The 13,707-nt window shown below is 46.0% G+C and carries 13 protein-coding genes; 5 read left to right on the top strand and 8 right to left on the bottom strand.

Annotated features, from left to right (window positions below; all coding sequences use genetic code 11):
* Positions 1-6: 6 nt before the first annotated feature.
* The 4 genes from coxB to ACO6VE_RS14710 form a co-directional block, all read right to left on the bottom strand.
* Entirely contained in the window at positions 7-1,194 is a 1,188-nt protein-coding gene (gene coxB, locus ACO6VE_RS14725) for a cytochrome c oxidase subunit II (RefSeq protein ID WP_422462025.1), read from the bottom strand.
* A gap of 775 nt (positions 1,195-1,969) precedes the next feature.
* The gene (locus tag ACO6VE_RS14720) at positions 1,970-2,899 is read right to left on the bottom strand and encodes a hypothetical protein (protein WP_422462023.1); all 930 of its coding nucleotides are present in this window, start codon (positions 2,897-2,899) and stop codon (positions 1,970-1,972) included.
* 246 nt (positions 2,900-3,145) lie between these two features.
* A complete protein-coding gene (locus ACO6VE_RS14715) occupies positions 3,146-4,042 on the bottom strand; it encodes a hypothetical protein (RefSeq protein WP_422462021.1) in 897 nt (298 codons plus the stop codon).
* A gap of 60 nt (positions 4,043-4,102) precedes the next feature.
* A complete protein-coding gene (locus ACO6VE_RS14710; protein ID WP_422462019.1) occupies positions 4,103-5,014 on the bottom strand; it encodes a hypothetical protein in 912 nt (303 codons plus the stop codon).
* 416 nt (positions 5,015-5,430) lie between these two features.
* Here ACO6VE_RS14710 and ACO6VE_RS14705 point away from each other — a divergent pair, with 416 nt between their 5' ends.
* Entirely contained in the window at positions 5,431-6,081 is a 651-nt protein-coding gene (locus ACO6VE_RS14705) for a hypothetical protein (RefSeq protein WP_422462017.1), read from the top strand.
* Positions 6,082-6,284: 203 nt separating this feature from the next.
* On the opposite strand, the gene ACO6VE_RS14700 is transcribed toward ACO6VE_RS14705, so the two are convergent.
* The 3 genes from ACO6VE_RS14700 to prlC all read right to left on the bottom strand — a co-directional run bounded on the left by ACO6VE_RS14700 (position 6,285) and on the right by prlC (position 9,499).
* A complete protein-coding gene (locus ACO6VE_RS14700; protein WP_422462015.1) occupies positions 6,285-6,815 on the bottom strand; it encodes a hypothetical protein in 531 nt (176 codons plus the stop codon).
* 239 nt (positions 6,816-7,054) lie between these two features.
* Positions 7,055-7,309, bottom strand: a complete 255-nt coding sequence (locus ACO6VE_RS14695; RefSeq protein ID WP_422444386.1) for a YheV family putative zinc ribbon protein — start codon at positions 7,307-7,309, stop codon at positions 7,055-7,057.
* Positions 7,310-7,450: 141 nt separating this feature from the next.
* Positions 7,451-9,499: an oligopeptidase A gene (gene prlC / locus ACO6VE_RS14690; RefSeq protein WP_422462013.1), complete on the bottom strand. Its 2,049-nt coding sequence runs from the start codon at positions 9,497-9,499 to the stop codon at positions 7,451-7,453.
* 310 nt (positions 9,500-9,809) lie between these two features.
* Here prlC and ACO6VE_RS14685 point away from each other — a divergent pair, with 310 nt between their 5' ends.
* The 4 genes from ACO6VE_RS14685 to ACO6VE_RS14670 all read left to right on the top strand — a co-directional run bounded on the left by ACO6VE_RS14685 (position 9,810) and on the right by ACO6VE_RS14670 (position 12,683).
* Positions 9,810-10,376, top strand: a complete 567-nt coding sequence (locus tag ACO6VE_RS14685) for a gamma carbonic anhydrase family protein (RefSeq protein WP_422444390.1) — start codon at positions 9,810-9,812, stop codon at positions 10,374-10,376.
* Between the two features lie 191 nt (positions 10,377-10,567).
* Positions 10,568-10,798 (top strand): hypothetical protein, encoded by a 231-nt coding sequence (locus ACO6VE_RS14680; RefSeq protein WP_422444392.1) that lies wholly within the window; start codon positions 10,568-10,570, stop codon positions 10,796-10,798.
* Between the two features lie 94 nt (positions 10,799-10,892).
* Positions 10,893-11,483 carry a YhgN family NAAT transporter gene (locus tag ACO6VE_RS14675; protein WP_422462011.1) on the top strand — a complete coding sequence of 197 codons (591 nt, stop codon included), beginning with the start codon at positions 10,893-10,895 and terminating at the stop codon, positions 11,481-11,483.
* Positions 11,484-11,726: 243 nt separating this feature from the next.
* Positions 11,727-12,683 carry an IS982 family transposase gene (locus ACO6VE_RS14670; protein ID WP_422462009.1) on the top strand — a complete coding sequence of 319 codons (957 nt, stop codon included), beginning with the start codon at positions 11,727-11,729 and terminating at the stop codon, positions 12,681-12,683.
* A 1-nt stretch (position 12,684) separates the two neighbouring features.
* Here the strand turns inward: ACO6VE_RS14670 and ACO6VE_RS14665 are convergent, their stop codons facing one another.
* The gene (locus ACO6VE_RS14665) at positions 12,685-13,698 is read right to left on the bottom strand and encodes a hypothetical protein (protein ID WP_422462007.1); all 1,014 of its coding nucleotides are present in this window, start codon (positions 13,696-13,698) and stop codon (positions 12,685-12,687) included.
* Positions 13,699-13,707: the final 9 nt, after the last annotated feature.

Raw genomic sequence — 13,707 nt, 5'->3', positions numbered from 1 at the left:
CTCTCCTTACAGGCTCGCCTGCTGGTTATCTGGCATGGTCTGCTTGGCCGGATCTTCTACATATTCGCCAGTTTTCTTGTACTCCACAATCTCTTGAGGGGTCACCATTTCACCGGTGTCATTGCCCCAGGCATTCCGCTCATAGGTGATCACGGCAGCAAGGTCCACCTCACTCAGCTGGCCGGCAAAGGCCTGCATTGCTGAGCCCTTCTTACCGTTCATAACAATATCGACATGCGCCCCGATCTGATCCGCTTCAGTGGCCATCGGGCTGCCTTTCAGCGCCGGGAAGATCGGCGGCATGCCGGCACCATTGGGCTGGTGACATACAGCGCAAGCCTTGGTGTAGGCCTGCTCACCTCTGTCCATCAATTCCGCCATGGTCCATGTTTTGTCGGTCAGCTCACGCTCTTTGCCCGCTGCGGTTTTTTTCGCCTGCAGCCAGGCGTCATAGTCTTCCTGTGACTTGGCCTCAACCACAATGGGCATATAGCCATGATCCTTACCACACAGTTCGGCACACTGCCCACGGTAAGTACCGGGCACTTCAATATTGGTCCAGGCTTCGTTGATAAATCCTGGAATAGCGTCACGCTTGACTGCCAGGGCAGGCACCCACCAAGAGTGAATCACGTCAGCAGCGGTCACCAGAAAGCGAACCTTTTTATCCACAGGAATCACCAGCGGCTCATCCACTTCCAGAAGATAGTTGGGGTTTTTGTCCCGAACATTTCTGATCTGTTCCCGGGGTGTACTGAGGTTACTGAAAAAAGAGACATCTTCTCCGACATATTCATACTGCCACTTCCATTGATAGCCGGTAATTTTGATATCAATATCGGCCTCGTCAGTATTGTAGATTTCCACCAGCGTTTTGGTCGCCGGAATGGCCATCAGCACCAGGATCAGAAAAGGAATGGATGTCCATACAATCTCAACCAGTGTGCTTTCATGGAACTGGTGAGCTACTGCGCCCTTGGATTTACGGTGCTTGAAAATGGAATAAAACATGACACCAAAGACAATCAGGCCGATCACGACACAGATCATCAATATGGTCATATGGAGTCCGTAGATATTCCGGCTGACCGCCGTCACACCTTCGGTCATATTGACTTCCCATGCAGCACGGCTACTACCCGTTACAGCCAGCCCCGCAAGAAGAAGAAAGAGAGATTTCGCCTGCTGCATCATTATTCCCTTACATCCCCTGACTATCCGCTGATCGCAGCGGAAACTTCTTATTATTATTGTGCAGATTTGTTGCGCTGCTTTACTTCTCAGAGGTGCGACTGCCAACGGAGCAGTTTTTCGTCCGGTTGCCTGTGTCACGATACTGACCTTTCCAATGGTCTTGTGTTGTTACCAGCGTTCATCGTCTCCACCCCATGATAAAGCCCGTTTGTGTCATTTACGCAGGTAAACCACAGATGGTTTATTGAGAGGAAGCGAGATTACTTATAATTATCTGATCTGAAAAACCCCACTACATCTATTCAAGAGCAGATATGCAATCAGTATTGAGACCAAAACAAAATGCTTAGCAAACACATAACTGCAAATCCAACACCTCATGCCATAAAAATCCTATGGCAAATCATTCAAAGCAGAACACTCTAAGTCTGACAATAATCGTTATAGAGTATAGTTCTAAAAAACCATTAAACAACATGCTGAAAGAAAATGAAATCGCCAATTTTAAAATACTATAAATGTCGTTTAATAGACTCCTGACATTTCCCATATCACGCCTGTAAAGGGCTGTAATTAAACAATATTTTATTCAGGTTCTATGGTACAAAAATTTATAACCAAGACATTCTGTTGTAACTAAAGACAATCCCCTGTGCAAAAATCAGAGAAGCAGTAAGTCTAACCAGGCTCTATCACCCTTTATAAACAGGGTTCGCCGTTGCCTCTTTGGGATCTTATGAAATCAAACGTTAAGCCACCTGCAAAAATGGCTGTGTTACGACAATTTCTGCTTCTGTCTCATAAACATTTTGAAGCGCTCATACATTTCCCAGTTTTCCATAACACTGTATTTACAGTTGTCGCAGACCGTTACACAACCGGCTTTTAATATGCCATAGTGGCACGTTTTAACGGGTTTACTCAGCTCCCTTTTCAGCCAATACCTTATAATCTTTATTTCATCCAGGCTCCAGCCATCACGCAGGGGCATGCACTCCTTGTTAAAAAATTCGTGAAATTCTTCATCGTCTTTGCTCCAGAGAATGCTCAGGGGAATATTATTTTTAACAATAAAGTCGTTAACGTCTTCACACTCTTCGTCATTCACGAATGCCCACAAATAATTAATACGCTCATGTTTAGCCAGGATCATTGCACTGTGGAACCGGGCCAGTGCCTGATACTCTTCGGGAGCGAACAACTCTTTACCAGACCAGTCTTTGTTCAGGAACTCAGTCAGCTCTGCAGGCAACTTTGCTAATATTGAATCAGCCAGTGACTTTGTTTCATCCTCAGTAGGGCTATCTTCTCTCTTTCCGTCTATCCATCGTTTCCTCAAAAATTCAGATATGTTAAATTCAAGACTGTTTTTAAGTTTTTCCGGGTTGATCTCCAAATCGAGACCGGGAGCGCGTCCGAGGTGAGAATTACAGGGATAAACAAGTAATAAATCATTTTCCTGAAACTTTACCTTAGGTTGTTCTGGCTTTATTTTTACGGTACAAGACGTTAGAGCAGTGATCAGATGTTCATCCACCGACTGCTCTGGACTCCCTGCGCAGACCTGTTGATTGGGAATATAGCGTGCACAGGCAGGAGCCTCATAAACTGACCCATTGGATCCTCCAGTGGCAATAATTGGACAATTGTCTGATTCGGGCATAAGTACAGGGGTCTTAACAGTGGAACTTGCTAACGGATGCATAGCAATTCATATCCTTTAATTTGATAATCGGATTCTATCGATTTATCCGAACGGGTGAATTAATTTATTTCTGTCGATCCAACAGTAAGCAGAGACTTGCCATCTTTAATCATCAGTTCCAGCAATCGCCGACCATTGCCAGAGGCAAGGACCGATGGCCTTTTTGCCCTCGGACAATTCCTTACTTGATAAGACAAGGAGTCTTATGAAAATTCAATCGATAAACCACCTGAGATATTTACTGTGTTACGGCGATCCCTTACCCTGACTCATCAGCATTTTAATGTGTCCGTATGGTTTCCAGTTTTCAGTAATACGGTAAATGCATTCATCACAAACCGTCACACAGTCGGCTTTGAATATACCATAATGGCACGTTTTAATGTATTCGTTCATCCGTTCAGCTTCAGGATAATCCTGACACCGCTGCAGTTCCTCATTCAACCAATACTGAATGAGTTCTAGTTCTATTTCGTCTTCTTCGTCTTCGCTCCAGCCAGCACGCAAGGGTAAACACTCCTTTCTAAAAAATTCGTTAAATTCATCTTCCTCTTTTTCACTCCGGTAGTCCAAATCTTCATCTTCAAGCAAAATAATTGCGCTGTGGAACCTCGCCAGGGCTTGATACTCATCGGGAGCAAACCACTCTTTATCGGACCAGTCTTTGTTCAGGAACTCAGTTAGTTCTGCAGGCAACCTTGCTAATATTGAATCAGCCAGTGATTTTTTTTCCTCCTGAGTAGCAGGACCTTTTCTATGTCCACTTATCCAACGTTCTCTCAAAAATCCAGTTATGTGATAATCAAGCCTGTTTTTAAGTTCTTCTGGATTGATCTTCAAATCAAGAGTGGGTGTTGTGACTCTTCTCACAGAATTACAAGGATAAACGAGTAATAAATCATTTTCCTGAAACTTTGTCGGTGATTGTTCAGGCCCTGCTTTAACGACACAAGACGTTTGAGTAGTTATTTGACGTTTATCCAGTGGGTGCTCTGGGCACTCTGTGGAATCAGGAAGATGGCGTAAAGAGGCAGGAATCTCCTGAACTTTACCATTCGACTCAGCAGATGCAATAGCTTGAGGGCTGTCTGATTTGACCAGAGGTAAATGTGGCTGAACAGGAAAATTTACTGATGAATACATAAGCACTTATTTCCTCTAGTTTGGCTCAAAGACACCATTTTCGGCAAACCAGTGGCAGTCTTATGACAATTTTTCCAACTGGCTCTCAAGGTTTTTAATGCGATTATATGCAGCCCGGTTTTCATGTATGCGGTAACTACGGTCGCAGATTGACACACAATCAGCTTTTAATGGGCCATAATGACAATAATCGACGTAGCTCTTCAGGCGATCATGGTCAGGATATTTCTGACAACGTTTCAATTCGTAGTTCAGCCACTCCTTAATATACCGCACTTCGTCTTCGCTCCAGCCTTTGAGCAGAGGTAAGCACTCCTTTATCAAAAATTTTTTAAATTCACCGCACTTTTCGTACCCGTAACTTGGGTATTCCCAACCTTGTTCTTCACATATCTCGTAATTCAAAAGATCGTCTTCATTGAAAAAAATGAATGCAAAGTGGAACTTCGCCAGAGCTTGATACTCCTCGGGGACAAACCAGTCTCTACCAGACCAGTCTTTGTTAAGGAACTCATATAACGCTGCCGGCAACCTTGTTATTATTGAATCTGCTAATGACTGTTCTTCTTCCCGGGTGGGTTCATCTTCGATCTGAAAACTTTCATAACGATCATCCAATATGCCATGAATATGCCATCTAAGGGCATCTTTCAGTTTTCCCGGATTTACGTGCAAATCCACACTGGAGTGGTCAGAAAAATCTTGTGGGTAAATCAGCAATATATCATTTTCCTGAAACTTCGTCGGTGATATGCCAAGCTCTGTTTTTACGCCACCAGGCTCAACAGCAGTAATTTGTTGTTCATCCAGCGAGAGCTCTGGACGCTCCCCGGAATCAGGTAGCTGGCGTGAACAGGAGGGTGTTATCTGAACGTTGCTATTGAATGCAGTTGCGATAGCAGCTTCGCTGACTTCTGGTTCAGACGGTGGTAAAGGTATTGGCTGAGCATCGGAATTTGCTAACGGAGGCATAGCTCTACAGACCCTTTAGTTAATTTGAGGCCATAGATTTCAGTCAGACAAAATTGACGACTTCCATCGCTTACCATTTCGCGGTCATTAGATCCAATTGAACAACAGATAGTTCCGGTCTGTTGAAAAAAATTTCTATCATTCCAGGCACCCCTGAGATGCCTCTGGAAAAAGCTGGCATAGCATATATTGTGTGCCATTTTTTTGACTGCACAACAGATTCCAAAATTTAGAAAAACCCTTATTTTGCAGTGTTTTTTATATTATTTTTTATTTATAAAAATATTGAAATATATGAAAAATGAATATTTACCGTCTCTTGTTTTATAGTTGGTACTATGGTTTTTTAAACATCTACCAGACAGCCATTGCCAGTCATTCCTGCTGGCACGAATGGATGAACACAGGGGGTCAATATGGATGTACAGGCAATCCGACAGTTAATCCTTAAGGTCAAAGAGTTGGAAGCGCAAAGCAGACATCTGCAAACGCTTATCAGTGATCGGATTGAACAATTACATCGCACAATTGAGCTGCCTGATGATAATGCCTGTGAGACATTGCTGATCTTTACGATGGATTATATTGACCATGTGCCGGATTTTCTGGAAGCGCTTAATGAAGCCTCCCGGCAAGTGGGTATTCATCGGTTTATCTCACCATTTCTGGATATTGCTGAAGAAAACTTTATGGCGGCCATAACCCGGGATCAACCCGTTTCCGGGCTCGATTTATTGCTTGATAAAGCCTATTTTGCCCATCGGCTTATTGAAGAAGTAAACGACCAATATCTTGTAAAAACCGGATCAACGCTCATCCCCATGAATATGACCTGGGCGAACCTGATTGTTCATTCAATATTGGGGGAAAAGTTTGCCAATGCCCTGGATGTGATTGTGGATAAAACGGTGGATCAGATGATGCGCACGCAAGCGATTTATCATGAAGAGAAATTCAGGGAGTTTATCCATGATCGCAGTGCTGAGGAGTGGATCAGGATCTGGTCACGCTGGAACTGCCTTTCCAACAACCTGGGTATTGAGCTTAAATTTACAGCCTCGGCCTGAACCAGCCAGCCTGATGAACTTTAATTTTATTTCAGTGTCTTAATGATAACCAGTCTACGGTTCCGGTACCCTGACAACATTTGATAAAAGATAATAGAGGTGATCCGTAATCGCAGTACTAACAAGCGGTAAGAATAGGGGATGGTGAAACTGTTCATCAACAAACTGAGCAACCACTTCTGCGATGTGATCTGTATTTTTCGTTATACCTTTTTTCCAGTGATTTCCTCGTTCTCCATAACAATCATTGTCGATCGGACTGATTCACCGTGAATGGGGGTTTTAACTCCGTAAGGCGCCTGTATTTGATCAAGCTCTTCAGTGCTGGATAGCCGAACTACAGGGTCTGATCTCTCTACGACTCTATTCCTGATAAAAAAATTGTTTTTTACAATTATGACGCCTGTAGTTAAGCCTAAGGTTGAACCAACCAGACCTCCGACTATGGCACCATCTATCGCACCTTTTGCAGCTAGCTCTGTTCCCAGGTCATTTTCCAGGAAAAAACCCACGCCACCTCCGATGCCACCTCCCAGAACACCGTTAATGGCACGCATTAATGCAGTATTTCCATTACCCGGATGAACAACCACTGCACTTGTTGCACCACCAGCCATACCGCCTACTACAGCTCCTGCCATACCACCTGCTATAGCCCCGGCAATACCACCAGTAACACAGCCTATAGCTCCTCCTACAGTCGCACCCACTGAGGCATCTTCTAATACCAGCATCAAGCTTCTGAACACATCTAACCTTGTGACCTGAAGTCCTCTAAACGTGCAACATTGCTTCTCAAGATTGAAACACTGCCGGGAGGCCTGTAAACACAGCGCTTCTTCAGGAGTCACGGATACCGGTGCTGGTGGTAACATACAAACTGAACTTGCCCCCGGTTGTTGCCGGGCAGCTCTGGTTGGTTGTCAAAATCCAATTATTTCACGCAGTAAGGTAGACCATCATCAATGCACCCTCACGGCTTTTTTACAGGTGGATCATCAACAAATCGAATAATGTCGGTATGATCATCCAGAATACTCTCTTCCCGGGCAATACGGGCCTCTGGCAAATTCCCCTCCAGCCTCGGATTGACTTCCATCTCATCGCTGAAGCCGCATTCCACGCATTCCCGGTAATCCCGCTCAGTCTCACTGCGGAACATTCGAACTGAATCCATTGTGCCGCAGGAAGGGCATACCGCTCCTGCAATAAAGCGCTTGGTTTTCATGGCTCTTAATCCCTGACTGATGTGACAGTTATACGCAACAGAAAGCACCTCAAGCGCTCTGCTGCGTATTTATTTCAAATAGCCGTCATTTAACGGCAAAACTTATCATGGTTGGGGCAAAAAACTGCAAAGCCCAAGCCATTAAGCCGTTTGAATACCGCTGTGTCGCAGCAACGCATCAATCTCTGGCGCTCGGCCGCGGAAGTTGACAAACAGCTCCATAGGTTCAGCAGAACCGCCTTTTTCAAGCACCTCATGGAGGAAGGACTCACCGGTTTCCCGGTTAAAAATCCCTTCTTCCTCAAAGCGTGAAAACGCGTCAGCGGATAACACCTCAGCCCATTTATAGCTGTAATAGCCCGCAGCATAACCCCCGGCAAAGATATGGCTGAAACTGTTCTGAAAACGGTTGAAAGATGGCGGCATCACCACTGCCACTTGCTGGCGCACCTGATCCAGCACGGACTGAACATCAATGTTATCGCGATATTCCTTGTGCAGTTTGAAGTCAAAAAGTGAAAACTCCAACTGCCGGACCATCATCATGGCAGACTGGAAGTTTTTTGCCGCCAGCAATTTATTCAGCATCGCTTCCGGCAGCGGCTCGCCGGTTTCAAAATGACCGGAGATAATGGCCAGCCCTTCCTTCTCCCAGCACCAGTTCTCCATAAACTGACTGGGCAGTTCGACAGCATCCCAGGCAACGCCACTGATGCCAGAAATCGCCGCATAATCCACTTTGGTCAGCATGTGGTGCAGACCGTGACCAAACTCATGGAACAGGGTTACCACTTCGTCGTGGGTTAACAGCGCCGGTTTATCGCCCACCGGCGGTGTGAAGTTACAGGTCAGGTAGGCCACCGGCAGTTGTAACTTGCCATCCTGTTGCCAGCGGGAACGGCAGACATCCATCCAGGCACCACCACGCTTATGTTCCCTGGCATAAAGGTCCAGGTAAAAGCGACCGATCACCTCTCCTTCTCTGGTGATGTTGAAAAAGCGCACATCTTTATGCCAGGTATCCACGTTATCCACGGTGGCAAACTCAACGCCATAGAGTCGATTGACCACGTCAAACATTCCGGCAATGGCTTTTTCCGCCGGGAACCATGGGCGCAGTTCTTCCTGGGAAATGGCGTACCGCTGCTGCCGGAGTTTCTCGCCATAATAGCCAACATCCCAGGCTGCAAGATCTTCAACGCCGTACTCTGCTTTGGCAAACGCTTTCAGTTCCGCCAGCTCCTGCTCCGCCTGAGGCTTGCTTTTGGCGGCCAGGTCTTGCAGAAATTCAATGACTTTATCCGGGGACTCCGCCATCTTGGTGGCCAGGGAGTATTCAGCGTAGTTCTCAAAACCCAGTAACCGGGCCAGTTCATGGCGAAGCTGCAGGATCTGCCTCATGTTGTCCGTGTTATCAAACTCCCCGGCATTTGGCCCCTGGTCAGACGCGCGGGTAGAGAAGGCGGTGTAAACCTCTTTCCTGAGCTCCCGGTTATCGCAATAGGTCATCACCGGAAAGTAGCTTGGAAAATCCAGATTCAACAACCAGCCCGCCTTCTCTTTTGACTCGGCCAGCTGCCTTGCCCCGGCCAGGGCAGACTCGGGTAATCCGGCCAGCTCCGATTCATCGGTAATCAGCTTGCTCCAGGCCATGGTGGCGTCCAGAACATTGTCAGAGAATTTGCTGGTCAGTTCCGACAGCTGTTTTTTGATCTCGCCGTAACGGGATTTCTGCTCATCTTCCAGGGCAACACCGGCTAAACGGAAATCCCTGAGGTTATCGTTAATCACTTTCTGCTGAGCGCTGTCCAGCTGCTTAAACGCTTCAGAATCTGCCAGAGACTGGTAAGCCTCAAACAACTGACGGTTCTGGCCAAGACGGGTAGAGTATTCAGATAGCAGCGGCAAACAGCCATTGTACGCTTCCCGCAGTGCTTCACTGTTGACGACCGCGTTCATATGACCAACCGGTGACCATGCTTGCCCCAACCGGTCATCCAGCTGATCCAGGGGCTCCTGCAAAGAGTGCCATCCGAAAGCGGCACCTCCAAGAGCGGCACCGGAAGCCAGTAACGCGGCAAGCGCCTTTTCATTATCAGCAATAATGGATTCAATGGCGGGTTTTACATGTTCCGGCAGAATTTTGGAAAATGGGGGAAGTTCACTGGATTCCAGTAGCGGGTTAATCATAAGACAGCTCTCTATACTTTTTAAATTTCATGGTAATTATTGGTAATAGATGGGTGCGTCATCCGGTGAATTCAAGCAGAATCCGGTCAATGCACCAGGAGGCTGTCCGAGAATAGCGCCCGTAGCGAGGATGGCAGAAAATTGAGGATAAAAAGTCGGAATTTTTTAGTCAATAGTGGTTCTATTTACTAAAAAATTCCGACTTCTTAGACCAATTTGCTGCCACCGCAGTAGGGCAGTCTATTCTCGGACAGCCTCCTAGACATTATTTGCATCCACTGAGGCAGAAACACCACAGGAGCCCCGCTCAATGAGTCAAGCCATCCGAAGCTTCAATCATAAAATGCCAGTTCTTGGCGAAAGGGTCTATATCGACGACAGTGCGGTTGTGCTTGGCGATGTCACGATCGGGAACGATAGCTCGGTATGGCCAACGGCGGTTATTCGTGGCGATATGCATTCCATCCGTATTGGCGACAGAACCAGCATACAGGATGGTTCAGTTCTGCACATTACCCATGCCAGTGATTACAACCCCGCTGGCCATCCGTTGACCATTGGTGATGATGTAACGGTAGGGCATAAAGCGGTTTTGCATGGTTGTACTATCCATAACCGGTGTCTGATTGGTATTGGTGCCATTATTCTGGATGGTGCCGTGGTGGAAGAAGAGGTGATTGTCGCAGCCGGTTGTCTGGTTCCCCCGGGCAAGCATCTTGAGAGTGGTTTTGTCTACAAGGGAAACCCGGCCAAAAAAACACGGGAACTATCGGAAACAGAGCGTAGTTTCTTCCAATACACCGCTGGAAACTATGTCAAACTGAAAGATAACTATCTTGAAAATCAGGCTCTTGATAGTCAGGCTCTTGATAAATAGTAGAAGGGCTGCATCCAGCCCTTGATCAAGTCCTTAGTACCACTTAAAAATCATAACGTTAATTACTCCCCCTGCATTTTTTAATCATCCTTGTGACTTAAGTAGTAATGACTCACAGACTGGTCATAACTAATCTGAATTTATCAATACAAGCTATGACTGTTTTCAAGCACTGAGACAAGGAATTTAATATGAGTCAACTTTACAATGTGAACCAGGAAAACAACCCTATCTATAGACAAGCCGAGTTAGCCGATGCGGCCAAAGACAGAGCTGATATAGAAAAATCCAGGGAAGCAGCCCTGGAGTACCACACCAGGCTCCAGTTGGAAGATACCATTGATCTTGACGGCAATGGTGATGGCAGGAGCAACGATTCCCGCTTGCTGTCTATCCTTGCCCGCCAAAGAGTCTTAGGCTGATTTAATGCACTGAATATCCCACCGGAGGCCTTTCTATGCCTCTGGTGAATATGTTATAAGCGCTCCCTGATAAACACAGCTGGCTTTTTCAAACATGGACATTTACTCAACCGTTATACTGCTTTTCCTGATCATGGATCCTTTGGGCAATATGCCTGTCTTTATCTCAGTTCTGAAAGGAGTTCCTAAACAGAGGCGTAGCAAGGTGCTTATCAGAGAGCTGCTGATTGCCCTGGTTATTCTTCTGATCTTCCTTTTTGCCGGAAAATACCTGCTGCTATCACTGCATTTGAAGCAGGAATCGGTGAGTATTGCCGGTGCAATTATCCTGTTTATTATCGCCATTCGCATGATTTTCCCATCCAGCCGGGGTGGTGGCATCATGGGCAGTACCCCAGACGGTGAACCATTTATTGTTCCCCTGGCGATTCCCCTGATTGCCGGCCCATCCATTCTGGCAACGCTGATGCTGGTCTCCAGCCAGCATCCGGGAAATCAGTGGCCACTGGCCATGGCCGTTTTTATCTCCTGGGCATTGAGCGCTGCCATTCTGATGATGTCGGGTAAAATTATGAAATTACTGGGTAGTCGGGGCATATTTGCCATTGAGCGGCTGATGGGGATGATCCTGGTGATGCTCTCGGTGCAGATGTTTATGGATGGTATTGCTCACTATTCGGCATAGTAAATACTTACTGACTGCTTCCTGAAAACAATCAACAAACCGGAAGCAGTCCCTGTACAAGCCCACCATATTTCCACTATCATCGAACTATTTGCCGCCTAAGTTTTCTACCATGGATCTAGATACCTGCGCCAAGGCTCTGAAAGAGTTACGCGAAGGCCGACTTTTGACATCACATAAGGCATGACTACACCTTAACCAACCTGCCCTCTAAAACAGATTGCTTAATAGCCGGTGACAGTCATGCCTGAAGAAGAGTTTATCATTAATGTCTTTTGTCTGATTGATGATTTATTCCAAAAGCTTTTTCCCACACCTATACGTACTCGTGGCTATGAGCCCAAGCTCAGTGATAGCGAGGTTATTACCATTGAAATAGTGGGTGAATGGCTTGGACATCACAAGGACAAAAATATCTGGAAATATTTTCGACGACACTGGCTACACTTTTTTCCAAACATTCCCGCCAGAACCAAGCTGGCATCACAGGGGGCGAACCTCTGGGCTGTGAAGCAAAAAATCACAGAGCATCTGGTGCAAATATTGGGCGCTGACAGGGATAATGTTCACCTGATTGATGGTTTCCCCATAGAGGTTTGCAAGCGGGTTCGGGCAAAACGTCGGAAAATATTTAATGACGAAGTGGCTTATGGCTACTGTGCTTCAAAAGACAGGAAGTTTTTTGGTTTTCAGGGGCATCTGTTAATTTCAATGACGGGCATTCCAGTTTCACTGAGCCTGACACCTGCGAACGTTGACGAGAGAGATGCAGCTTACGATTTGATAGAAACGATAGCCGGGTTGTTGTTGGGAGACAAAGGCTACATTAAGCCGATTTTCAAAGAGGATTGCGAAGCGGTTGGTATCGACCTGCAAACGCCATTGAAAAAAAACATGAAAGATAACCGGCCAAAAAAATTCGTCAAACTGATTATGCGGGTCAGGCGCAGAATCGAAACCGTCATTGGACAGTTGGCACATTATTTCGATATTGAGCACAGTGGCTGCCGTAATATGTGGCGCATGACAGCAAGAATGGCCCGCAAGTTACTGGCTTATAACGTAGGTGTATTCCTAAATGTACAAGCTGGTAAGCGGGGCTCGGCCTGCAAAATTGCTTTTACGTCAGAAAATTCTGGTAAGCCATTGTTCTTCATGAAGAAATTGCCGATTCAGTTGCTCGGATACACAAACCGCTAAATTACTCCATCAGTGTTGCTGGCTTGGCCTTGCTGGAAACCAAAGTATCAGAAACAAAAACGATCCGGCTCCCCTTTTCCATGCCCTGATATTCATTCTGATAATACTTGTCATGTACCAGCTGACGAAAATGCCATGACCTGTAGTGACTGTTCGGGGATGTTCTATTTTCCCTAACACCAGACATACTGCCTAAAGTCATGTGTTTGCTACGACGATGACCCAGAGATGCAAACTGGTGATTGCTGAACTTTCCTGGCAGTCCATCCTGCAAAATATCATGGCGATCATTGCTTCGTGCGTACATAACATACACTGACATAGACACCACCAGTTTCAGCAACTCATAATGAGCCTGCAATTCCGCATTATCACAACGCTCCGTGTGAAGATATCCTCTTGAAGCAAACCCTGGGAGAATGTCGGCAAGATCCTGATATCTGTTTGCTGACAGAATACGTGGCAAATCTTCTAAGTTCACAGATATGCGAGAATATGTTGTTGCCGGATCATGAGTAAACTGAAAATTAAACGTCAGCATTCCCTTGCGATCAGGAGGCGTTTGTGCCGACTCGGTGCCTTTGCTGCATACCTTGATGAATGGATCAATTTTCTCATTCATCTCATCAGTATTCCGGCACATCGTCACCAGAACTCCCGTTATAGACAATCCGGCAAACTTATATTCCTTCGGGATCGCTAAAATAAACTGATCATAGGGCAACCGAAAACCTTCAACCGCTGATAGGGAAAACTTCGCCTGTAACAGCATGTTCAGAACGTCTGCATCCTTGGGAAATATCATACGGCGCTGACCAATACGCCAGTAATACTCTTCACAACAAATTCCGAAATCTAATGTATTAATAAAGTCTGGTTCGATGTAGTTGGTATAGTGATGGATATGGTCCTCGAACGTCCACGATTTCAGGCGGTTAAGCTTAGCTGTCTTCTTGATGATTTTGTCGCTGGCACGAAGATCAAGATTAAAACGGTATTGATAGTATCCAGGCATTTCGCCGCC

Origin of the sequence: Endozoicomonas sp. ALB115 (assembly GCF_049310245.1) — a bacterium.
Taxonomy (GTDB): domain Bacteria; phylum Pseudomonadota; class Gammaproteobacteria; order Pseudomonadales; family Endozoicomonadaceae; genus Endozoicomonas.
This window is presented reverse-complemented; position numbering and strand designations above follow the sequence as displayed.